We start from the raw sequence: 22,477 nt of genomic DNA on the forward strand, positions 1-22,477 counted from the left end.
GCCCGCGCGGCCGGCCGGCCCGTACGAGTCCGCCCGGCGGGCGCGCCGACGGGCTGCGGCGCCCGCTCCCAGCGGGCCCGGCCCGGGCCCGTGGTGGACGGCGGGAGGACGACGTAGCCGCCGTCGCCGTGGAAGCGGAGCGAACCGGGCACCCACTCCTGGCTGTGCAGCAGTTCGCCGAGGACCTCCAGCGAGTAGGGCGCCACCAGGAGCGTCCAGCGCGTCGGTGTGGCCACCACCGGGCCGAGGCGCACGCCCGCGCGGTCGAAGGCCGCCAGCGCGCGCGCCCCGGCGATCGCGGGGAGGCTGACAGCGCTCGCCGCGCGCCCCCCGGTGGCGAGGACGACCGGTGCCTCCGGACGGTTGGTCCACCACCAGCGGACCATCCGCGCGTCCGTGGTGGCCGCGAGCAGCCCGGGGTCGAACGGGTGGGCGCCCGGTACCGCGCAGTCCGGGTGGGAGCAGCCGCATTCGCGCACGCGGCCGATGCCGGGCCGGAGGCCCACACCGGGGAGTACGGGCCACTGCCACTCCGTGGCGTAGGTCAGGGCCGCGGTGACCACCGCGGACCGACCGGACCGCCGGAGCGAGAGCTTGCGTCGCCTTCCGAGGATCTCGCGCATGAGCGCTCGTTCCTTTCCGTGAACGCCGAAGGTGGGCCCCGGTCGGAGACCAGGGCCGTCAGGGCACTGCATTCGTTGCGTGTGCAGCACTGCGTGTCGCATTACATGGCACTACGGGCACCGCTTCGCGCGGCACTCAACGCGCCGCCGGCTCTATCGTCGGCGCACCACATGGATCACAGGTCACTGCGCGTACAACGCAGCGCATCACGCCTGGGGCCGAGCGTGAAACATGGCGGAGGGTGGCGCGCGTATGGCGCTTGGTGCTGGGGCCGGTGCGCCCCTCGCCCACGGCATGGGTTCCCCCATGCCACTCGGGGACGGGCGTGGCCGTTGCCGGGTAAGACGCCCGGGCGTTCCGCCGGGTTCCGGGGCGCCCCCAACTCCCCCTGCCCTTCCTCAAGTACGTACCCACCGCGGTGGCGGTGACGCGCTGTCGAGCACGGCCAGTCGACCGCAATTCGGCGAGCACAGCACTATTTTCCGGCCAACTTCAAAACCCCTCAGACACCATCATTCCCACTGGTCCAATGCTGGACATCGCCTCACCGGGGCGTGTACATGTGGAGTCACCGATAGCGCGCACCACGACAGGGGGTTTGCGGTGCTATTCCATGGAACACGCAGGCCGACGGGCTGGTCGAAGCCGGACGCCGGAGCCCTGCGGACGCCCTCCGGGGCAGGCCCCGAGGCCGAGTCCGCACGGGTCCGGCGGAGCAGACGGCCATGAGCGCCCCCCACCTCCCGAAAGTGGCCGGAATCGATCCGCCCCTCCCCGCCCCGGCCGTTGCTTCTGCTTCCGCCGCGTGCCCCGCGAACGCGGGAACCTCCTCCCTCGCCGCCACCACGGACCCGTCCGACCCCACGGATCCATCGGCCGCCACGGGCCCGTCCGGCCCCACAGGTCTCCCCGATACCGGTGATCCCGACGGCCCCGGAGCCTCTGGCGTCTCCGGTGACTCCGATGACCCTGGTGGCTCCGGCGGCTCCGCTGGCTCCGGTGCCCCTCGCGGCCCCCGGAACCCCGACACCCTCGTCCACGACCGGCTCGCCGGCTGCGTATCGGACCTCACCACGCTCCACGAGCTCACCGAACGCCTCACCCGCACCACAGACCTGGACGACGCGCTGCAGGAACTCCTGCGCGCCGGCGCCACCCTGCTGGGCGCCGGCCGCGGCCTGGTCAGCCTCCACCCGGTCGACGACTCCGGCCGTACGGCCACCGCCGCCCTCGGGCTCGGCCGCGCCGACCTCGGCCACCTGGAGACCATCCCGCGCACCTCTGAGGCCCCACAGGCCCCCGACGTCCCGCACGAAGTCCCACCCCCTCCGTCGTCGCCTCCGTCGCCCCCCGCGCCTGCCCCCTCCGGCACGTCCCATCCGTACATCCACCTCCTGGAGGGACTGCCGCCCGTCGGCTCCCGTTCCGGCACCGCCCGCCCCGACATCCCCGGCGAGGCGGACCTCGACCCCCGGCACCGCGAGGTCGCGGCCCGGCTCGGCTACGCCGCGAGCTACGCCGTGGCCCTGGACGCCGCCGCTCCGCCCGACGCCGGCTCCCCCCAGGCGGCGGACGAGGCCGCGGACAAGGCGGCGAGCGAGGCGGCGGACGATCCCGCGGACCACCGGATCGGCGCCGCCGTCTGGCTCTACGACGAACCGGCCGAACCCACCGAGCGCCAGCGCCGGCTGGCCGCCCGCTACTGCGCCCACGCGGCCGGCCACCTGGCCAGGCTGCTGGAGCTCGGCCGGGCCCGGGACGCCCTGGCCGCCCTCCACGACGAGCTGCTCCCCGGCCGGCTGCCGCGCGTCGCCGGGATCCGGCTCGCGGTGCGGCACCGCACCGGTCCGCGCGGCGGCGGCGACTGGTACGACGCGCTCCCCCTCCCCGAGGGCGCCCTCGGCCTCGCCATCGGCGGCATCACCGGATCGGGTCCGTCCGCCGTGGCGGCGACCGCCCGGCTGCGGGCGTCCCTCCGGGCGTACGCCGTCATGGAAGGCGAGGATCCGGTCGCCGTCCTCTCCGACCTGGAGCTGCTGCTGCGGCTGACCGAGCCCGCCCGCTCCGCCACCGCCCTCTTCGCCTACTGCGACCCGGCCGGCCGCAAGGTCGTCGTCGCGGCGGCCGGCCACTGCTCGCCACTGATCATCGGCGACCACCGCACCGAGTACGTGGAGACCTCGCTCTCGGCGCCGCTGGGCATGCTGGCCTGCTGGGAGGCGCCCAGCGTCGAGATCGAACCGGCGCCGGGGGAAACGCTCCTGCTCTACAGCGACGGGCTGCTGCACCGCACCGGCGACGCCATGGACCGGGCCTTCGCCCGGCTGCACGCGGCGGCGGCGAGCGTCCCCCGCGCGGCGCGGCGGGATCCGGAGGCGGTGGCCGACCACGTCCTCCGCGCGATCCTGCCGGACGACGCCGACGGCGCCGCGAGCGCCACGGGCGCCGGATCCGGTGCCGCGGCCGCCGACGGAACGGACGCGTCCGACGGGGCTTCCGGCCGGGTTCCCGGCGGCTATGACGCACACCGCTCCGGCGAGGACGTCGTCCTTCTGGTGGCACATTTCGACTGATCCATCCGCTTTTGCGGGCGTTCAGATCCGGTCTTATGCCCCTTCTCCGGCGATTTCCGGCCACCTACGATGGGAGCGGCCCCGTTCGAGGAGGAAAGCATGACCGAGCAGCCCGCGCCCGAGAACCCCGAAGGCGACGAGCCGATCAAGCAGCGGAAGAACGGCCTCTACCCGGCCGTGTCCGACGAGCTCGCCGAGAACATGAAGAGCGGCTGGGCCGACACCGAGCTGCACGACCTGCGGCCGATACCCCAGGCCCAGGAGACGGCGCGGCGCCGCGCCGAGCTGTCGGCGCGCTTCCCGGGCGAGCGCCTGGTGATCCCCGCGGGCAACCTGAAGACGCGCTCGAACGACACCGAGTACGCCTTCCGCGCCTCGACCGAGTACGCGTACCTCACCGGCGACCAGACGCAGGACGGCGTCCTGGTCCTGGAGCCGACGGCGGACGGCCACGACGCCACGCTCTACCTGCTGCCGCGCTCCAACCGCGAGAACGGCGAGTTCTGGCTCGACGGCATGGGCGAGCTCTGGGTGGGCCGCCGGTACAGCCTCACCGAGGGCGAGCGGCTCTACGGCCTGCCCTGCGCCGACGTGCGCGAGCTGGCCGGCGCCCTCGCCAAGGCCACCGGCCCGGTCCGCGCCGTCCGCGGTCACGACGCCGGCATCGAGGCCGCGCTGACCGACAAGGTCACCGCCGAGCGCGACGAGGAACTGCGGATCTTCATCAGCGAGCAGCGGCTCGTGAAGGACGCCTTCGAGGTCGGCGAGCTCCAGAAGGCCGTGGACTCGACGATCCGGGGCTTCGAGGACGTCGTGAAGGTCCTCGACAAGGCGGAGGCCACGTCGGAGCGGTACATCGAGGGAACGTTCTTCCTCCGCGCCCGGGTCGAGGGCAACGACATCGGCTACGGCTCGATCTGCGCCGCCGGACCGCACGCCACCACCCTGCACTGGGTGCGCAACGACGGCCCGGTCCGCTCCGGCGAGCTGCTGCTCCTGGACGCGGGCGTGGAGACCCACACCCTCTACACCGCCGACGTCACCCGGACGCTGCCGATCAACGGCACGTACACCGAGCTCCAGCGCAAGATCTACGACGCCGTGTACGAGGCGCAGGAGGCCGGCATCGCCGCGGTGAAGCCCGGCGCCAAGTTCCGCGACTTCCACGACGCGTCCCAGCGGGTCCTGGCCGAGAAGCTGGTGGAGTGGGGCCTGGTCGAGGGCCCGGTCGAGCGCGTCGTCGAGCTCGGCCTCCAGCGCCGCTGGACGCTGCACGGCACCGGCCACATGCTCGGCATGGACGTCCACGACTGCGCGGTCGCCCGCACCGAGGCGTACGTGGACGGCGTCCTGGAGCCCGGCATGGTGCTCACGGTCGAGCCCGGCCTCTACTTCCAGGCCGACGACCTGACCGTGCCCGAGGAGTACCGGGGCATCGGCGTCCGGATCGAGGACGACATCCTCGTCACCGAGGACGGCAACCGGAACCTGTCCGCCGCCCTGCCCCGCACGTCGTCCGACGTCGAGGCGTGGATGGCGCGGCTGAAGGGCTGAGGCTGCCCGAAGCCGAGCGGCGGCGGCGCGGACCCCCTCGGTCCGCGCCGCCGCCGTGTTTCACAGCGCCAGGAGCGCGCCGCTCGCCTCGGTCCCGACGTCCCGGAGCGGGCGGAGCGCGAGGCGCATCAGGACGAGGGCGTTGTCGTCCCCGGCGATGCGGTTGGCGCTCAGTTCGCCGCAGGAGCGGCACTCGTGGATGATCAGCCACTCGCCGTCCGGGCGGACGGACAGGCTCAGCGCCTCCATCCGGCCCCGGCAGGCCGCGGCCCGGTCCCCCGGTACGCGGCCGTCGACGTGCAGGCTGACCAGGCAGTGCGGGCAGTGGTTGCGGTGTGCCGTGCCCGGTGCGGCGAGGGGTACGGCGAGCTGGCAGCCCGCGCACCGGAAGTCGGCCGTCCGGTGGCCGCCCCGGGCGTGCAGGACGTCCTTGTGGCGCTGGGGGCGGCGGCGCGAACGCCCGTCGTTCCGCCGGTTCTTGTGTCGCGGCATGATCGTTCTCCTCTCCCCGGCGCCCTCAGACGTCCCCGAACGCTTCGAGCGGGAACGGGGGTTGGGCGAGGGGGCGGACCGCCATCCGCATCAGGATCAGCCGGTTGTCGTCCGCGCGGACGGGGGTGGAGGTGAGCTCGTCGCAGCGCACGCAGCGGTGGACGACCATCCAGTCGCCGGTGCGCAGCACGGCGATGGAGATGGGGGTCATCCGGCCGAGGCACTCCGAGGGGCCGCCCTCGACGTGGTCGACGACGTGGCGGGAGTGCAGGCAGGACGGGCAGTGGTCGCGGCGGCGGCCGTCGGCCGCGAGGGCGGCGAGGGTCAGGCCGCAGTGGACGCAGGTGAAGGTGTCGGTCTTGCCGAAGCCGCTCGTGGTGGTGCGGGCGTGGGTGGATCCGCTCTGGCGAGCGTGGTCGTGGTGGTGGGTGGACACCCGGGGTCTCCTCGCTGGGAAGTTCTCGCTGTCAGCAGGAGGGGCCGAGCGGTCCTCGGGGGGTTCCGCGGGTTACGCGGTGCGTCGAGGGGCGCTCGGCGCGGTCCGGGTCGTCTTCATGCACACCTCTTCTTTCGGGGTTCGGGGGCGGGTCCCGGTGGGGACGGGCGGAACGTAGCAGCGGGTGCTCCGGCGTCGCCAGCGGTTTTTCGCGGGCTTCGCCCGCGGTGGGGGGCGCCCCGGTCCCTCCCATTCGCCGTTTCCTGGGGCTCCGCCCAGACCCCGAAAGCGGCTGCGCCGCTTCTCCTCAAACGCCGGACGGGCTGAATTTTCGGCTGGGGTGTCGAGAAATCGCGTCCCGCTCCGTCCCCGGTGCGAACGCGGCCAGAATGGGCCGCACCAGCACCTAGGGAGACCCCACGATGGCCAAGTACCTGCTGCTGAAGCACTACCGCGGCGCCCCCGACCCGGTGAACGACGTCCCCATGGACCAGTGGACGCCCGAGGAGATCTCGGCGCACATGAGGTACATGCACGACTTCGCGGCGCGGCTGGAGAAGACCGGCGAGTTCGTCGACGGTCAGGCACTCGCGCCCGAGGGCGAGTGGGTCCGCTACGACGGGGAGGGGCGGCCGCCGGTGACCGACGGGCCGTTCGCCGAGACCAAGGACCTGATCGCCGGCTGGATGATCATCGACGTGGACAGCCACGAGCGGGCCGTCGAGCTGGCCGGGGAGTTGTCGGCCGCGCCGGGGGCGGGCGGGAAGCCGATTCACGAGTGGCTGGAGGTGCGCCCGTTCCTGACCGCGTCGCCCGGCGTCACCGAGTGCCATTGAGGGACGAGTGACGGACGAGTGATGGACGCGTGATGGACGAGGTCCTGCTCAGGCGCCTCACACCGGACGTCCTCGCCGTCCTCGTCCGCCGCGGAGCCGACTTCGCGGCGGCCGAGGACGCCGTACAGGACGCGCTGATCGAGGCGCTCCGGGTGTGGCCGGCCGATGCGCCGCGGGACGCCAAGGGCTGGCTGATCACCGTCGCGTGGCGCAAGTTCCTCGACGCGACGCGGGCGGACGCCGCCCGCCGCCGGCGCGAGGACCGCGTCGAGGAGGAGCCGCCGCCCGGTCCCGCGCCCTCGGCGGACGACACGCTGCGGCTGTACTTCCTGTGCGCCCACCCGTCGCTGACCCCCGCGTCGGCGGTCGCACTCACGCTGCGCGCCGTCGGCGGGCTCACCACCCGGCAGATCGCGCGGGCGTACCTGGTGCCCGAGGCGACGATGGCCCAGCGGATCAGCCGGGCCAAGCGGACCGTCTCCGGCGTGCGCTTCGACCGGCCCGGGGACGTCGCCACCGTGCTGCGCGTCCTCTACCTGGTCTTCAACGAGGGCTACTCCGGCGACGTCGACCTCGCCGCCGAGGCGATCCGGCTCACCCGGCAGCTCGCCACCGCCGTCGACCATCCCGAGGTGGCCGGGCTGCTCGCCCTCATGCTGCTCCACCACGCCCGGCGCGCCGCCCGGACCGCGCCCGACGGGAGTCTGGTGCCGCTCGCGGAGCAGGACCGCGGCCGGTGGGACACCCGGCTGATCACGGAGGGCGTCGGGGTCCTCCAGGCGGCCCTGGCCCGCGACCGGCTGGGCGAGTTCCAGGCCCAGGCCGCCATCGCCGCCCTCCACGCGGACGCGCCCACCGCCGAGGAGACCGACTGGCCGCAGATCGTCGAGTGGTACGACGAGCTCGCGCGGCTGACCGACAGCCCGGTCGTCCGGCTCAACCGCGCGGTCGCCGTCGGGGAGGCCGACGGGCCGCGCGCCGGACTGGCGGCGCTCGCCGGGCTCGACCCCTCCCTGCCGCGGCACACCGCGGCGGCGGCGTACCTGCACGAGCGCGCCGGCGACGCGGCGACGGCGGCCCGGCTGTACGCCGAGGCGGCCCACAAGGCGTCCAACCTCGCCGAGCGCGATCATCTGACGCGGCAGGCCGCCCGGCTCAACACGCGCGGGGCCCGGTCCCGCTGACGACCGGACCGGCTCCCTCCTCCTGACACGCGGCGCGGCCCGCCCGCAGGCCGGCATCCGGCCGGAACGTCCGGGTCGGCTTGCGCCGCGCGGCCGGTTCGGCGAAGAGCAGGGCTCCGCCACACTCCTCCCGCCGCTCAGGACGCCTTCAGCAGCGCGTCCTCCCGCCACTTCAAGATCTTGTCGAAGGTGACGACCGCCCCCTGCCGCCCCGGGCGATTGCGGACGCGGACGTTGTCGGTGAGGGACTCGATGAGGAACAGGCCCCGGCCGTGCTCGTCGTGGGCCGGGGCGGGAGTCCGCGGTTCGCCGCGGCGGGGGAGCCGGTGGCGGTCTTCGAGGGCCGCGGGGCTCGCGGGACTCCTGGTGCGGCTGAAGCCGGGGCCGGAGTCGGTGACCTCGATGCGGCAGGTGTCCCCGTCGATGCGGGCCGTCACCCGGTAGCCGGTGGAGGCGTCACCGCCGTGCTCGACGGCGTTGGCACACGCCTCGCTGAGGGCCACCGCCAGGTCGTAGGCCGTCTCGGGGTCGACCCCGGCCGTCTCCATCGCACCGACCAGCAGCCGCCGGGCGAGCGGAACGCTCGCGGCCTCGCGCCGCAAATGGAGTGACCACCAGATGCTCATCCTCAGCCTCCTGGCCGCGGCTCGACATACCGATACCTATAGCCGGGCGCGACAGGTGGTAAGCCTGCCGGGCGTGTGAGTCCGCTCATTCGGCGGATGCGACGGGACGGCGCATTGGGGTATGCGGTGGACCCTGCCGTGGGGAGGGCGTGAGTCCGGTGGGATGATGGCGCGGCCATGCCTCACCCCGTCGCGCGCGCCGGCGCCGATCTGCGACTGCTCCGGGCCGCGGTGTTCACCGCGGTCTGTGTTCTGCTGTCCGCGGCCGGGCACGCGCTGGCGTCCTGCGCGCCCGTGCCGGTGTGGACGCTGGCGGCGGGGTTCGCGGTGGTGTTCGTCCTCGTCGCGCCGCTGGCCGGGCGGGAGCGCTCGCTGCCGGGGATCGCGGCCTGTCTGGCCGTGGGCCAGGTGGTGCTGCACGCGCTGTTCGCCGTGGGCCAGCGCGGCCCGGAGGCGTCCCCGCGGACGGGCCACGACGGGCCCCTGGTCTCCTTCGCCGGCCGGCTGCTGTGCAACCAGCGGCCCCCGGCCTCGCCGGCCGAGGCGCGCCGGATCCTCACCGACGCCGGGCTCGACGCGCCGGTCGCGGGGCCCCCGGCCGCGCACGGCGACGGCGTGTGGGACACGCTCGCGCACGTCCTGATGCCGTCCCCCACCATGCTGCTCGGCCACCTGCTCGCGGCCCTCGCCGTGGGCTGGCTGCTGTGGCGCGGCGAGGCGGCGCTGTGGCGGCTGGTCCGGCTGTCGGAGCGGCCCGCGCGCGCCGTCGTGGAGGCGGCCCTGGTCCGCGCGCTGCGCGCGGCGACGGCGCTGGTCCGCGTCTTCCTGGCCGCCGTCCTGCGGCGGCCGGTGGTGCTCGCGCGGGGGACGGGCGGGGACGACGAGCGGCCGGCGTACGAGCCGGAGCTCCGGCACGCCGTGGTCAGGCGGGGCCCGCCGCGGTTCGCCCTCGCGGCCTAGCACGCGTCGCACTCCGCGTTACGGCGGGAGGGCGGACGCGTGGCGGCCGTACGCGCGCCACCTCATCCGCCCCCTCCTGCACAGGGAGTGTTTCCGCATGAACACCAAGACCACGATGACCGCTGCCCGCACCCGCGTCGGCACCCGTCTCACCCGCCTCGCCGCCGTCGGCACCGCCGCCGCGGCCGGCGTGCTGCTCCTCGCCGGGCCCGCCTCGGCGCACGTCAGCGTCCAGCCCGGGACCGCCGAGAAGGGCGGCTACAGCACGATCGCGATCAAGGTCCCGAACGAGAAGGACAACGCCTCGACGGTCAAGGTCGAGCTGGCGCTCGATCCCAAGCACCCACTCGTCTCCGTGATGCCACAGGCGGTGCCGGGCTGGGACGTGAAGGTCGAGAAGACCAAGCTGGACAAGCCGGTGCAGATGCACGGCAAGTCGATCGACGAGGCCGTCAGCAAGGTCGTCTGGACCGGCGGCAAGATCGAGCCCGGGAACTTCCAGCAGTTCCCGCTCTCGGTCGGCAAGCTCCCCACCGACGCCGACGAGCTGGTCTTCAAGGCCCTCCAGACGTACTCCGACGACGACGTGGTGCGCTGGATCGACCCGTCGAAGCCGGGCGGCGAGGAGCCCGAGCACCCCGCGCCCGTCCTGAAGCTCGTCGCCAAGCCGGCGGCCGGGAACCCCGGCCAGGCCGCGGACGACAAGAACGGCAAGGACGCCACCGCCCCGGCCGCCGCGTCGGACGACGACGGCGGCTCCACCGACACGACCGCCCGCGTCCTCGGTGTCGTCGGCATCGTCGTCGGCGTGGCGGGCGCCGCCTTCGGCGTGTTCGCCGGACGCCGCCGCACGGCGGCCTGACGCACGGAACGGCCAGGGCCGGCGCCGCACCGGGCGGCCGCCGGCCCCCATCCCCGAACCCACACCTGGAGAAGCACTCCATGCGCATGCGTACCAAGACCGCGAGCACGGTGCTGGCCCTCGCCGCCGGGCTCACCCTGTCGGCCTGCGGCGGTTCCGACAAGGCGGACGACAAGGCGGTGGCCGACGTCTCCGGCACCGAGCCGAAGAAGTCGCCGATCACGCTGGACATCGCGAAGGCCAAGCCGGACCTGGTCCTGAAGGACACCTCGGAGAAGAAGTACGAGCTGGTCAAGGAGACCGCGGGCCGGCCCGTGCTGCTCTACTTCGGCTACACCTACTGCCCGGACGTCTGCTCGACGGTCGTCTCCGACATGGCCACCGCCGCCAAGAAGCTGCCGCAGGCCGAGCGCGAGAAGCTGCGGATCGTCTTCGTCACCACCGACCCCGAGCGGGACACCCCGGCCCGCATGCGGAAGTGGCTGGACGCCCAGGGCGGCCAGGACATCATCGGCCTGACCGGCTCGTTCGACACCGTCCAGGCGGCGGCCAAGCCGCTCGGCATCCTGGTCGACCCGCCGAAGAAGGAGAAGGACGGCTCGGTCACGGTCAGCCACGGCGCGCAGGTCGTCGGCTTCTCCCCCAAGGACGACAAGGGCCACTGGCTCTACACGGCCGAGACCACCGCCGACCAGTACGCCAAGGGCCTCCCGAGCATCGTCAAGGGGGAGAACCCCTGATGCGCAGGTCCACCGTCGCCGCGGCGGCGGCCCTCCCGCTGCTGCTGGCCGGCGCGCTGGTGGTCGTCACCGGCTGCGACTCCGGCTCGTCGGGAGGCTCGTCGGACAAGCCCGACCTGTCCGTCGGCGGCGCCTACATGCCCCGGCCGGCCATGGACGACATGGCCGCGGCGTACTTCACCGTCAAGAACGACGGCGGCAAGGCCGACCGGCTCACCAAGGTCACCACGCCGCTCTCCCGCGACGTCACCCTGCACACCACCGAGGGCTCGCGGATGAAGCACGCCGAGGAACTGGACGTCCCGGCGAAGGGCAGCCTGTCCCTCGCGCACGGCGGCAGCCACCTGATGCTGGGCAAGCTCGACCACCTGCCCAAGGTGGGCGAGAAGATCGAGTTCACGCTGCACTTCGCCTCGTCCGCGCCGGTGAGGATCCGGGTGCCGGTCGAGGACGCGTCGTACCGGCCCAAGGACTGACGCGTCATGAGCACAACCGTTCGTCGGTTCGCCGGCCTGCTGGGCGCGCTCGCCGCCGCCCTGCTCTGCGTGCTGACCGCCGGCGCGGGCACCGCGTCGGCGCACGCCGCGCTCACCGCCACCGACCCCCGCCAGGGCTCGGTGGTGCCGGAGGCGCCGCGCCAGGTCCGGCTGACCTTCTCCGAGGGCGTGCTGCTCGGCGCCGACTCGGTGCGGGTGCTGGACCCCAAGGGCGCGCGCGTCGACGACGGGCGGCCCGCGCACGTCGACGGCCGGTCGGAGACGGCGGCCGTCGCCCTGCGGGCCGGGATCGCGAACGGCACGTACACGGTGGCCTGGCAGGCGGTCTCCGCCGACAGCCACCCGGTGGCCGGGGCCTTCACCTTCTCCGTCGGCGCGCCCTCGGCGACCACGGTGAAGGCGGCGGTCAAGGGGACCGACCCGGCGGTCGGGACGCTCTACGACACCGCCAGGTACGCGGCGTACGCGGGCTTCGCGCTGCTCATCGGCGGCTGTGTGTTCGCGGCCGTGTGCCACACCGGGCGCGGGGTGCGGCGGGTCGCGGTCGGCGGCTGGGTGGCGCTGTTCCTGGCGACGGCGGCCCTGTTGCTGCTGCGCGGCGCGTACACGAGCGGCCGGGGGCCCGGTGCCGTCCTCGACCTGTCGCTGCTCGGCGACGCGCTGTCGAGCCGGCCGGGCGCGGCCCTGCTGACCCGGCTGCTGCTGCTCAGCGCGGCGGCGGTGGTGCTGGCCGTGGTGTTCGGCGAGCACGCCAGGCCGGGCGGCGGGCGGCGGGCGTACGCCTGGGGGCTGGGCGTCGGCGGCGGGCTGGTGGCCGCGGGGCTGGCGGCCACCTGGGCGGCGGCCGAGCACGCCTCGGCCGGCCTCCAGCCCTGGGTGGCCATGCCCGTCGACGTCCTCCACCTGCTCGGCGTCGGCGTGTGGCTGGGCGGTCTCGCCGCGCTGCTCGCCGCGTTGGGGGCGGACGGGCCGCTGCCCGGCGGCGCGGCCCGCCGGTTCTCCCGACTGGCCTTCACCGCCGTCTGCGTGCTGGTCGCCACCGGGATCTACCAGTCCTGGCGGCAGGTCGGCGGCTGGGCCGCGCTGACCGGTACGGAGTACGGGCGGTGGCTGCTCGTGAAGATCGGGCTGGTGGGCGTGCTGGTCGTCCTGGCGTCGTTCTCGCGGCGCTGGACGGCCCGGCTCACCGACCGGGCGCCGGGGCGCGGGCCGCGGCGCAAGGCCGTACCCGACGCGTCGGCGGGTTCCGACGCGTCGCCCGAGCGGGCGGCCCAGCTCGCCCGGCAGCGCGCGGCGATGGCCAAGGCCGCCGGGCGGCGGGAGCGCGACGCGGACGAGGGCCGGGCCGGCCTGCGCCGCGCCGTCCTCGCCGAGGCCGCGGTGGCCGTGGTGCTGCTCGCCGTCACCACCGTCCTCACCACCACCCAGCCCGGCCGGGCCGAGACCGAGCAGAAGCGGGCGGGCCGCGCGGCCGAAGGCCCGTCGGCGCCGGCCGGCGGACCGGTCGAGGCGAAGATCGCGTACGACACCGGGGGGAAGGGCGGGCGCGGCACGGCCCGGATCACCGTCGCCCCGGGGCGCTCCGGCGCCAACACCGTCGACGTCACCCTCACGGATCCCGCCGGGCGGCCGGTGGACGTCCCCGAGGTGGCGGTTTCGTTCACCGAGAAGGAGAAGGGCATCGGCCCGCTGAAGGCGCCGCTGGAGCGCCTGTCGGCCGGCCGGTCGCGCGCCTCCGGATTCCAGCTGCCCATGGCGGGTCGGTGGCAGCTCACCCTGACCGTACGGACCTCCGAGATCGACCAGGTCACCGAGATCGAAGACGTGAAGATCGACTGATGGCTGAGACTGTGATGGCTGAGACTGATGGCTGAGACTTCCGGCAAGACCAAGGCACAGCGGAACACCGCGGCCAAGACCAAGACCAAGACCAAGAGCAAGAGCAAGAGCAGGACCGCGACCAAGCCGCCCGCGGCCAGGAAGGCGGAACCACAGGCGACGGCGGACGGCCTGTCCCGGCGGCGGTTGCTCGGCACCGCCGGCGCGGTGGGGGCCGGCGGGCTCGTCGCGGGCGGCCTGGGCGGCGCCTCGGTCGCGGAGGCGGTCCGCAAGGAGCCGGACGCGCTGTCCGGCGTCGGCTCCGCGGCCGTCCCCTTCCACGGCGAGCACCAGGCGGGCATCGCCGACCCCGCGCAGGCCCACGGGCACCTGCTGGCCTTCGACCTGGCGCCGGGCGCGGACCGCAAGGCCGCCGCCGCCCTGCTCAGACGCTGGTCGGCGACGGCGGCCGAACTGGCGGAGGGCCGGGCGCCGAAGGGCGACGACACCGGCATCGCGCTGGACGCCGGGCCGTCCTCGCTGACCGTCACCTTCGGGTTCGGCCGCACCTTCTTCGACCGGACGGGCCTGGCGGACCGGCGGCCCGCCGCCCTCGAACCGCTGCCCGCCTTCAGCCAGGACGCCCTCGACCCCAAGCGCGGCGACGGCGACCTCTGGGTGCAGATCGGCGCCGACGACGCGCTCGTCGCCTTCCACGCGCTGCGGCTGCTCCGCAGGCAGGCCGGTGACACGGTCCGGCCGCGCTGGGAGATGAGCGGCTTCAACCGCACCCCGGGCGCCACCCCGCGCCCGATGACCCAGCGCAACCTGATGGGCCAGATCGACGGCACCAACAACCCCAAGCCGACGGACGCGGCGTTCGACGAGCAGATCTTCGTCCCGCGCGACCGGAAGGGGCCCGACGCCTGGATGGCGGGCGGCTCGTACGCGGTGGTGCGGCGCATCCGGATGCTGCTGGACAGCTGGGACAACCTGCCGCTGGAGCGGCAGGAGCGGGTCATAGGCCGCCGCAAGTCGGACGGCGCCCCGCTGTCCGGCGGCACCGAGACGACCCCCGTCGACCTGGAGAAGATCGGCCCGGACGGCGCGCTGGCCATCGCCGGCGACGCCCACGTCCGCGTCGCCGCGCCCGCCTCCAACCGGGGCGCGACGATGCTGCGCCGCGCCTTCTCGTACCACGACGGCTTCCGGGACGACGGCGCGCCGGACGCCGGGCTGCTGTTCGTCGCCTGGCAGGCGGACCCGATGAAGGGGTTCGTGCCGGTGCAGCGGAAGCTGGACCGGGGCGACGGGCTGTCGCGCTTCCTGCGGCACGAGGCGAGCGGGCTGTTCGCGGTGCCGGGCGGCTGTGCGGAGGGCGAGTACGTGGGGCAGCGGCTGCTGGAGGGGTAGCCGAGGTCGGTGATGTATTCGGGGCCAGTGGTGTATCCGGGGCCGGCGGGACGGGCGGGGGGTCACTTCCGTCCCGCTCGGTATCGTGGCGGGAGCCCGCTCTGACGCAGCGGACCGTTCGGAGGAGTATCGCGTGATGTCGGCCAGCCGCTACACCTACCTCGGTCCCGAAGGCACCTTCACCGAGGCCGCGCTGCGGACGCTGCCGGAGGCGGCGACGCGCGAGCTCGTGCCGAAGGTCTCCGTCCCGGCCGCGCTGGACGCCGTGCGCGGCGGCGAGGCGGCGGCGGCGCTGGTGCCCATCGAGAACTCGGTGGAGGGCGGCGTCACCGCGACCCTCGACGAACTGGCCACCGGCACACCGCTGATGATCTACCGCGAGGTGCTGCTGCGGATCGCGTTCGCGCTGCTCGTCCGGCCGGGGACGAAGCTCTCCGACATCAAGACGGTGACCGGGCACCCCGTCGCCCAGCCGCAGGTGCGCAAGTGGCTGGCGGCCCATCTGCCGGACGCCCGCTGGGAGTCGGCGGCCTCCAACGCGGACGGCGCGCGGCTGGTGCGCGAGGGCCGCTACGACGCGGCGTTCGCCGGGGAGTTCGCCGCCGCGACGTACGGTCTGGAGCCGCTGGTCACCGACATCCACGACGCGCGGAACGCGGAGACGCGGTTCGTGCTGGCGGGACGGCCGGCGCGGCCCGCGGCCCGGACGGGCGCGGACCGGACGTCCATGGTGGTGTGGCTGCGCGACGACCACCCGGGCGCGCTGATGGAGTTGCTCCAGGAGTTCTCGGCGCGCGGCGTCAACCTGACGTGGATCGAGTCGCGTCCGACGGGCGAGGGCATGGGACGGTACTGCTTCTCGATCGACTGCGAGGGGCACATCACCGACCGGCGGGTGGCCGAGACGCTGATGGGGCTGAAGCGGATCTGCCCGAACGTGCGGTTCCTCGGGTCGTATCCGCGCGCGAGCGCGGAGGGTGCGGAGGGGCCGGGCGCGCCCTCCGGGGGTGCGCCGCGGCCGGGGACGTCGGACGCCGATTTCGTGGCGGCGGCGGAGTGGCTGGCGCGCTGCCAGGACGGGCGGGCCTGAGCCCGTCCTGAAGTCTTCAGCAGCCTTCCGTCCGGCCGTCCACAGGGTTATCCACAGGGCGGCTCACTCCTGGGGATAAGTCGACAGAACGAGGGTCGGCCGGTCGTCACGAATCGGTCAACGTCGACAAATCCCTCTAGCGATCCCCCGGATCGTCCACAGGGCCGGGCGTCGAGTGGTGGGATCGTCCACCGCTCCGGGGTCAGCCGAAAGGTCTCGAACAACCCTTAAGAGCGGGAAATCTCCACTCGAAAGAGTGTCGGAACAAGGTTTATCCGCCGGAAAGCCACCAAACCGTGGCCGATAACGAAAACAGCCGGAAGATCCGCTTCCGGCATCCACAGATTTCGCGCACACCCTGTGGACAACAAACCGGAATCACTCGTTCCTGTGGACAACCAAAAGCCCGCGGACGCCGTCCCGCCGCCGTGGGACGATTCGTCGACCTCTCGCCTTTTCGCGGCGGATCACCGAATTCACCCCGTGTGCCCCAAGGTTTTCCACCCTTTCGCATCCGGCCCGCGCCCGGTCCCGGAAAGCCGGGAAAACCACCCGGAATGGGGCAAAACCTACCGAAGAGGAATATCGCGTCGAGTGATCGCGACGGTCAACGGTAGCCTGGGGGGGTGATTGACCTTCGCCTGCTTCGTGAGGACCCCGACCGTGTGCGCGCCTCCCAGCGCGCCCGTGGAGAGGACGTCGACATCGTCGACGCGCTGCTCTCCGCCGACGAGCGGCGCAGGTCGTCCGGCGTCCGCTTCGACGAACTCCGCGCCGAGCAGAAGGCGCTCGGCAAGCTGATCCCCAAGGCCGCCGGCGACGAGAAGGCCGAGCTGCTGAAGAAGGCCGGCGAGCTGTCCGCCGCCGTCAAGGCCGCCGACGCCGAACAGGACGAGGCCGCGGCGGAGGCCCAGCGCCTCCTCCTGGGCATCGGCAACCTGGTCCACCCCGACGTGCCGCGCGGCGGCGAGGACGACTTCGTCGTCCTGGAGACCGTCGGCACCCCCCGCGACTTCGCCGCCGAGGGCTTCGCGCCCAAGGACCACCTGGAGCTCGGCCAGTCGCTCGGCGCGATCGACGTCGAGCGCGGTGCCAAGGTGTCCGGCTCGCGCTTCTACTACCTCACCGGCGTCGGCGCGCTCCTGGAGCTCGCCCTCGTCAACGCCGCCATCGCACAGGCCACCGCGGCCGGCTTCACCCCGATGCTCACCCCCGCGCTGGTCAAGCCGCGCGCCATGGAGGGCACCGGCTTCCTGGGCCAGGCCGCGCAGGACGTCTACCACCTGGACAAGGACGAGCTCTACCTCGTCGGCACGTCCGAGGTCCCGCTCGCCGCGTACCACATGGACGAGATCATCGACGCCGCGCAGCTGCCGCTGCGGTACGCCGGTTTCTCGCCCTGCTTCCGCCGCGAGGCCGGTACGTACGGCAAGGACACCCGGGGCATCTTCCGCGTCCACCAGTTCGACAAGGTCGAGATGTTCTCGTACATCGCTCCGGAGGAGGCCGAGGCCGAGCACGCCCGGCTGCTGGAGTGGGAGAAGCAGTGGCTGACCAGCCTGGAACTGCCCTTCCAGGTGATCGACACGGCCACCGGTGACCTCGGCGCCTCCGCCTCCCGCAAGTTCGACTGCGAGGCGTGGATCCCCACCCAGGGCAAGTACCGCGAGCTGACCTCGACGTCCAACTGCGACGAGTTCCAGGCCCGCCGGCTCTCCGTCCGGATGCGCGACGGCAAGAACGTCCGCCCGCTCGCCACGCTGAACGGCACGCTGTGCGCGGTGCCGCGCACGATCGTCGCGCTGCTGGAGAACCACCAGCAGGCCGACGGCACGGTCCGGGTGCCCGAGGTGCTCCGGCCGTACCTGGGCGGACGCGAGGTCCTGGAGCCGGTCGCCAAGTGACGTCCGCGCCCCCGCCTCCGTACCGTCTCGTCGCCACCGACCTCGACGGCACGCTGCTGCGGTCCGACGAGACCGTCTCCGAGCGCACCCGCGCCGCCCTCGCCCGCGCGGCGGCGGCCGGGGCCGCGCACATCGTCGTCACCGGCCGGCCCGTCGCCTGGACCCGGCACATACTCGACGCGCTGGACTACCGGGGCCTCGCGGTGTGCGGGCAGGGCGCGCAGGTCTACCACGCGGGCGAGCACCGGCTGCTGACGTCCGTGACGCTGGACCGGCGGGTGGCCGCGCTCGCCGTGGAGAAGGTCGAGGCGGAGACGGGTCGGCTGCGCCTGGCCGCCTCGCGGGACGGGCTCGACGGCGATCTGCTGATCACCCCCGGCTACCGCGTCCTGGAGGGCCCGCGCCCGCCGGTGCCGGTGACGGACCGGGCCGAGCTGTGGGCCGAGCCCCTCAACAAGCTCTACCTCCAGCATCCCGAGCTGGACGACGACGCCCTCGCCGAGGCCGCGCGGGCCGCCGCGGGCGGGCTCGTGGACGTCACGATGGCCGGCGAGGGGATCGTCGAGCTGCTTCCGCTCGGGCTGAGCAAGGCCACCGGGCTGTCGCTGGCCGCGCGGCGGCTCGGGGTGAAGGCCGCCGAGACGATCGCGTTCGGTGACATGCCGAATGACGTGCCGATGTTCGGGTGGGCCGGGTACGGGGTGGCGATGGCGGGGGCGCATGCGGCGCTCAAGGCTGTCGCCGACGAGGTGACGGCCGGGAACGACGAGGACGGCATCGCCGTCGTCGTCGAGCGGCTCTTCGGCTGAGGCGGCGCGTTACGCGGCGGGGGCGCCTGCGGCGGGCCGTGCCCCGGTCCCGCCCCTTCGCCGCTTCCTGGGGCTGCGCCCCAGACCCCCTTGTCGCGGCTCCGCCGCTCGTCCTCAAACGCCGGACGGGCTGATATAGCCCGTCCGGCGTTTGAGGACCTCGCGGCGGAGCCGCGATGCCGGGGTGCGGGCCCTCCCGCAAGAAACGGTGAAAGGGCGGGACCGGGGCACATCCCGCCGAAGGCGAAAGCCACCGCTCACCGCCCACCCCCGCACCGGCCTCGGACGAGCGGGCCGCAGGCCAAGCCGACGGCCGCCGCGATGGCGTGCCCGACGTCGGTGTAGGTGCCGCCGGTCGCCAGCGGTGTGGCGAAGAAGAGGACGAGGGCGGCCAGCCAGCCCCACCGCCAAGGGTGCGGGATCCGGTAGGTCAGCAGGGCCGCCGCCGCGGCCAACCCATACGACACCCCGATGTCCACCACATGCCGCATGGCCCGCGGCGCCGCATGATGCTCGATGGCGACAAGCAGCACCTCCTGGCTGATCAGAGTGGCCGCGACGTGCGCGACGCCCACGGTGAACAGCCACCGCCAGGTGCCGGCCCAGCGCTCCACGTTGGCGTGGAGCAGCTCGAAGAGGACGACGTAGAGCAGGAACGACGAGGGCGTCTCGATCCAGAAGCCGCTGATGAGCAGGGACTGGAGGGGGTGCTTGGTCAGCTCGTGGATGTTGCTGCTGGTGCGGTGGAGGAGGAAGGTCTCCAGCCCCTCGCTGGCCGCCGCGACGACGAGGCTGGTGACGCCGATGACGAGCAGCCAGATGTGGGTGCCGGGCGAGGAGCGGATCCAGGAGCGGGCGGCGGCGAGGACGGTGTCCCGGGCCCGGGCGGTCGCGCGCCCGGTTGCCTCCGGTTCGTCCTGTTCCATCATTCGACGGTAGCCGAGGGGGCGCAGGCCGGACAGCGGACGACCGCGGCTCACGCCCGCGCGCCCCATACGCTACGGCCGGGATCAGAATCGCGCTCATGGGGGCAACCGTGACCATCTCCGCCGCCGGGCGACCGCTCATCCCCCAGCCCCCCGCCACGGTCACCGCGCTGCGGCAGGCCGTCAGCCACATCGCACCCGCCGCGCTGCCGGCATTCACCGGAGAGCTGGACCAAGCCGCCGGCCCCGCGCCGCTCCGGCGCTTCATCGCCCAGTGGGCGGTCTACGTCCACATCCAGCGCCACCCCGAGCTCGCGGCGGACCTACGCCGCTGGGAAGACGCCGCGCAGTCGGGCGACGCCGCCCAGGCACGGGCGGCCGCCTCCGCGATCGGGCGGATTCTGGACGGAGCCCACACGGACGTGATCCCGCGCCCGATGTGAACCCACGCCGCACAGCCCGCGGGCCCGGGAGGCGGATCGCCTTCCCGGGCCCGTCGCGGAGCCGGTCGTCCGGCCGGGGGCCTCAGCGGACCGAGGTCAGGGCCGGGGCCTTGGTGGTCTCGGCCGTCGGGGTGAGCGGCCGGGGCGTGGTGCGCGGGGTGCGGAGCAGGGTGGCCACCGCGACGCAGAGGAGGGCGGTGAGGGCGGCGATGCCCCAGAGGACCGTGTGCCAGACGCCGGTGAACTGCTGGGCGAGGTGGGCGTGGTCCGGGCCGGTGAGGTGGCCGGAGGCGACACGGGCGGCGAGGGCGGCGGAGCCGAGGCGGTCCTGGAGGAGGCTGAGCATCACCGCGCCGAGGGCGGCGATCATCATGGCCTGGCCGCCGCCGCGGACGGTGTTGAGGAAGCCCGCCGCCGTGCCGGAGCGCTCGGGGTCGACGAGGCTCATGGCCTGGCCGTCGATGATGCCGTTGGCCAGTCCGGTGCCGATGCCGATCGTCAGCAGGGGGCCGGCCAGCGGGGCGATGCCGCCGCCCGGGGCGAGGACGGTCAGCCAGGCGTTGCCGGCGGCGACCAGTGCGATGGCGACGGTGATCACCAGGCGGGCGGGCACGCCCCGGGTCACCAGCCGCCCGCTGACCAGCGGCGCGACGAGGACGGGGGCGGTCAGCAGCAGCATCGTCGTACCGGCCTCGCCCGCCGAGACGCCGTTCACGCCCTGGAAGTAGGTGGGCAGGTAGGTCAGCGTGCCGGCGAAGCCGACGGCTCCGGTCAGTCCGGCGAGCGTCCAGGCGAGGTAGCGGCGGTCGCGGACCAGGGTCAGGTCGAGGACGGGGTGGGCCGAGCGGCGCTGGAGGACCGCGAAGAGGACGAGCAGGAGGGCTCCGGCGGCGAAGGCGGCCAGGACCAGCGGGTGGGACCAGCCGTTCTGTGGGCCCTGGGTGACGCCGGTCATCACCAGGGCGAGCGCGGCGATGAACGTCACGGCACCGGGGACGTCAAGCCGCGGCCGGGCCGCCGACCGCGACTCGGCGACGAGGAAGGTGCCGGCCAGCAGCATCACGCCCACCGCGGCGAAGACCAGGAAGCCGGCGCGCCAGCCGAGGCCGCCCACCAGGGCCCCGGAGATCGTCGGTCCGGCGGCCAGGCCGATGCCGCCGGTGGTGCCCAGGGCGGCGTACGCCTTGGTGCGCGCGGGGCCGGAGAAGGTGGTGGCCAGCAGCGCGCCGCCGCTCGCCATCACCCCGGCGGCGCCGAGGCCGGCCAGCGCGCGGGCTGCGTCCAGGACGAGGACGTCGGTGGCCGTCGCGCTGAGCAGCAGGCCGGCGGTGAACAGGGCGGCGCCGGTGCGGTAGACGCGGCGGCGGCCGAAGAGGTCGGCCAGCGCGCCGGTGACCAGCATGAAGCTGGACGCCGTCAGGAAGTAGCCGGTGACGGCCCACTGGAGGCTCGCGCCGGACGCGTCGAGGTCCGCGCCGATCTCCGGGAGCGCCACGGTGGTGCCGGACATCGACATGGCCAGGGTGAGCATGCCGAGCAGGACCAGCGCGAGGGTGACGGCCGGGCGGTGCGGGGCGGTGGGCGAGGAGGTCTTGAGCGGCGTGGTGGCTTTCATGGTGGCGACGCTAGGTGCGCGGGCCGGGCCGGCACATCTGCCGTCCTACCGGGTTCGGCGACCCGGTCACCCGGTCGTCGAACCCGGTCATCCGACAGATGTGGGGGCTGGGCCCGGTTCCGTAGCGTCATCGGTGTCGCCGGGAGGCCGCCCCTCCCCCTCACACCGCCCAAGGAACAAGGACGTACCGCCATGAACTCCGCCCCCCTCCGCGTCGCCGTCATCGTCGGTTCCACCCGCGAGAGCCGGTTCGCCCCGACCGTGGCCGACTGGTTCGTCCGCGAGGCCCGCGCCCACTCCGGAGTGGACATCGACGTGATCGACCTGGCGGACGCCGACATTCCGGCCACCCTGTCCGGCACGCCCACCCCCGAGGTCGCCGCGGTGACCCCGCGGCTGGCCGCCGCCGACGCGTTCGTGGTGATCACGCCCGAGTACAACCACTCGTACCCCGCCTCCCTCAAGGCCGCGATCGACTGGCACTTCCCCCAGTGGCAGGCGAAGCCCGTCGCGTTCGTCTCCTACGGTGGGGTGAGCGGCGGCCTGCGCGCCGTGGAGCACCTGCGGCAGGTCTTCGCCGAGCTGCACGCCGTCACCGTCCGGGACACCGTCAGCTTCCACATGGCCTGGGAGCGCTTCGGCGAGGACGGCGAGCCGCTGGACGCCGACGTGGTGAACGGCGCGGCCAAGCGCATGCTCGACCAGCTCGTCTGGTGGGGCCGCGCCCTGCGGCAGGCCCGCGACGAGGTGCCCTACGCGGCCTGATCCTCCGCTCTTCGCACGGCTCTGACCAGCGGTTACTGTGACCGTCATGCTGCATGGACTGCACGGACGCGCCACCGAACTCGACGCCCTCGACCGGCTCCTCGCCGACGCCCGCGGCGGGCGCAGCGGCGCCCTGCTGCTCCGCGGTGAGGCGGGCATCGGCAAGTCCGTACTCCTCGACCACGCCGCCCGCGCCGCGCGGGAGGCCGGGATGCGGGTGCTGCGCGGCACCGGCGTCGAGGCCGAGGGCGAACTGCCGTACGCCGGGCTGCACCTGATGCTCTCCGGGGTGCTCGACCGCGTCGACGGG

The 22,477-nt window shown here is 74.0% G+C and carries 22 protein-coding genes; 16 read left to right on the plus strand and 6 right to left on the minus strand.

Features of this window, described 5'->3' with window-relative positions; translation table 11 throughout:
- Nucleotides 1-623, minus strand: a 623-nt coding sequence (locus JNW98_RS27870; protein WP_223771075.1) for a bifunctional DNA primase/polymerase, incomplete at its 3' end; no start/stop codon positions are given.
- A gap of 726 nt (nt 624-1,349) precedes the next feature.
- Here JNW98_RS27870 and JNW98_RS27875 point away from each other — a divergent pair.
- A complete protein-coding gene (locus JNW98_RS27875; RefSeq protein ID WP_223771076.1) occupies nt 1,350-3,197 on the plus strand; it encodes a PP2C family protein-serine/threonine phosphatase in 1,848 nt (615 codons plus the stop codon).
- 99 nt (nt 3,198-3,296) lie between these two features.
- Nucleotides 3,297-4,751: an aminopeptidase P family protein gene (locus tag JNW98_RS27880; protein WP_223771077.1), complete on the plus strand. Its 1,455-nt coding sequence runs from the start codon at nt 3,297-3,299 to the stop codon at nt 4,749-4,751.
- A gap of 60 nt (nt 4,752-4,811) precedes the next feature.
- Here JNW98_RS27880 and JNW98_RS27885 read toward each other — a convergent pair whose 3' ends face one another.
- Both JNW98_RS27885 and JNW98_RS27890 read right to left on the minus strand, forming a co-directional pair.
- Nucleotides 4,812-5,243, minus strand: a complete 432-nt coding sequence (locus JNW98_RS27885; RefSeq protein WP_223771078.1) for an RNHCP domain-containing protein — start codon at nt 5,241-5,243, stop codon at nt 4,812-4,814.
- A gap of 25 nt (nt 5,244-5,268) precedes the next feature.
- Complete coding sequence (locus JNW98_RS27890) at nt 5,269-5,679, minus strand: RNHCP domain-containing protein (RefSeq protein WP_223771079.1); 411 nt, start codon at nt 5,677-5,679, stop codon at nt 5,269-5,271.
- Between the two features lie 422 nt (nt 5,680-6,101).
- On the opposite strand from JNW98_RS27890, the gene JNW98_RS27895 reads away from it, so the two are divergent.
- Both JNW98_RS27895 and JNW98_RS27900 read left to right on the plus strand, forming a co-directional pair.
- Nucleotides 6,102-6,515 (plus strand): YciI family protein, encoded by a 414-nt coding sequence (locus tag JNW98_RS27895; protein WP_223771080.1) that lies wholly within the window; start codon nt 6,102-6,104, stop codon nt 6,513-6,515.
- 32 nt (nt 6,516-6,547) lie between these two features.
- Complete coding sequence (locus JNW98_RS27900) at nt 6,548-7,699, plus strand: RNA polymerase sigma factor (protein ID WP_223771081.1); 1,152 nt, start codon at nt 6,548-6,550, stop codon at nt 7,697-7,699.
- Nucleotides 7,700-7,836: 137 nt separating this feature from the next.
- On the opposite strand, the gene JNW98_RS27905 is transcribed toward JNW98_RS27900, so the two are convergent.
- Nucleotides 7,837-8,325, minus strand: coding sequence for an ATP-binding protein (locus JNW98_RS27905; protein WP_223771082.1), 489 nt, complete (start codon nt 8,323-8,325; stop codon nt 7,837-7,839).
- 177 nt (nt 8,326-8,502) lie between these two features.
- Here JNW98_RS27905 and JNW98_RS27910 point away from each other — a divergent pair, with 177 nt between their 5' ends.
- From JNW98_RS27910 to JNW98_RS27950, 9 genes are all read left to right on the plus strand, one after another.
- The gene (locus tag JNW98_RS27910) at nt 8,503-9,285 is read left to right on the plus strand and encodes a hypothetical protein (protein WP_223771083.1); all 783 of its coding nucleotides are present in this window, start codon (nt 8,503-8,505) and stop codon (nt 9,283-9,285) included.
- A gap of 97 nt (nt 9,286-9,382) precedes the next feature.
- Nucleotides 9,383-10,147 carry a YcnI family copper-binding membrane protein gene (locus tag JNW98_RS27915; protein ID WP_223771084.1) on the plus strand — a complete coding sequence of 255 codons (765 nt, stop codon included), beginning with the start codon at nt 9,383-9,385 and terminating at the stop codon, nt 10,145-10,147.
- Between the two features lie 80 nt (nt 10,148-10,227).
- The gene (locus JNW98_RS27920; RefSeq protein ID WP_223771085.1) at nt 10,228-10,887 is read left to right on the plus strand and encodes an SCO family protein; all 660 of its coding nucleotides are present in this window, start codon (nt 10,228-10,230) and stop codon (nt 10,885-10,887) included.
- A complete protein-coding gene (locus tag JNW98_RS27925; RefSeq protein ID WP_223771086.1) occupies nt 10,887-11,363 on the plus strand; it encodes a copper chaperone PCu(A)C in 477 nt (158 codons plus the stop codon). Before JNW98_RS27920 ends, JNW98_RS27925 begins: the two co-directional genes overlap by 1 nt.
- A 6-nt stretch (nt 11,364-11,369) precedes the next feature.
- Nucleotides 11,370-13,223, plus strand: coding sequence for a copper resistance CopC/CopD family protein (locus tag JNW98_RS27930; RefSeq protein ID WP_223771087.1), 1,854 nt, complete (start codon nt 11,370-11,372; stop codon nt 13,221-13,223).
- 27 nt (nt 13,224-13,250) lie between these two features.
- On the plus strand, nt 13,251-14,615 hold the full coding sequence (efeB, locus tag JNW98_RS27935) for an iron uptake transporter deferrochelatase/peroxidase subunit (protein WP_223771088.1): 1,365 nt from the start codon (nt 13,251-13,253) through the stop codon (nt 14,613-14,615).
- 136 nt (nt 14,616-14,751) lie between these two features.
- Nucleotides 14,752-15,705: a prephenate dehydratase gene (gene pheA, locus JNW98_RS27940; RefSeq protein ID WP_223771095.1), complete on the plus strand. Its 954-nt coding sequence runs from the start codon at nt 14,752-14,754 to the stop codon at nt 15,703-15,705.
- A 626-nt stretch (nt 15,706-16,331) separates the two neighbouring features.
- Nucleotides 16,332-17,609 (plus strand): serine--tRNA ligase, encoded by a 1,278-nt coding sequence (gene serS / locus JNW98_RS27945; protein ID WP_223771089.1) that lies wholly within the window; start codon nt 16,332-16,334, stop codon nt 17,607-17,609.
- Nucleotides 17,606-18,418: an HAD family hydrolase gene (locus tag JNW98_RS27950; RefSeq protein WP_223771090.1), complete on the plus strand. Its 813-nt coding sequence runs from the start codon at nt 17,606-17,608 to the stop codon at nt 18,416-18,418. The genes serS and JNW98_RS27950 overlap by 4 nt, the downstream gene beginning before the upstream one ends.
- Before the next feature lie 257 nt (nt 18,419-18,675).
- On the opposite strand, the gene JNW98_RS27955 is transcribed toward JNW98_RS27950, so the two are convergent.
- A complete protein-coding gene (locus JNW98_RS27955; protein WP_223771091.1) occupies nt 18,676-19,344 on the minus strand; it encodes a rhomboid-like protein in 669 nt (222 codons plus the stop codon).
- A gap of 110 nt (nt 19,345-19,454) precedes the next feature.
- On the opposite strand from JNW98_RS27955, the gene JNW98_RS27960 reads away from it, so the two are divergent.
- Nucleotides 19,455-19,787, plus strand: coding sequence for a hypothetical protein (locus JNW98_RS27960; protein WP_223771096.1), 333 nt, complete (start codon nt 19,455-19,457; stop codon nt 19,785-19,787).
- Nucleotides 19,788-19,869: 82 nt separating this feature from the next.
- On the opposite strand, the gene JNW98_RS27965 is transcribed toward JNW98_RS27960, so the two are convergent.
- Nucleotides 19,870-21,402, minus strand: coding sequence for an MFS transporter (locus JNW98_RS27965; RefSeq protein ID WP_223771092.1), 1,533 nt, complete (start codon nt 21,400-21,402; stop codon nt 19,870-19,872).
- A gap of 192 nt (nt 21,403-21,594) precedes the next feature.
- Here JNW98_RS27965 and JNW98_RS27970 point away from each other — a divergent pair, with 192 nt between their 5' ends.
- Nucleotides 21,595-22,167: an NADPH-dependent FMN reductase gene (locus JNW98_RS27970; RefSeq protein ID WP_223771093.1), complete on the plus strand. Its 573-nt coding sequence runs from the start codon at nt 21,595-21,597 to the stop codon at nt 22,165-22,167.
- A 46-nt stretch (nt 22,168-22,213) separates the two neighbouring features.
- The coding region (locus tag JNW98_RS27975; RefSeq protein WP_223771094.1) for an AAA family ATPase at nt 22,214-22,477 on the plus strand (264 nt) is incomplete at its 3' end.

The sequence above is a fragment of the Streptomyces huiliensis genome (assembly GCF_020037025.1).
Taxonomy (GTDB): domain Bacteria; phylum Actinomycetota; class Actinomycetes; order Streptomycetales; family Streptomycetaceae; genus Streptomyces; species Streptomyces huiliensis.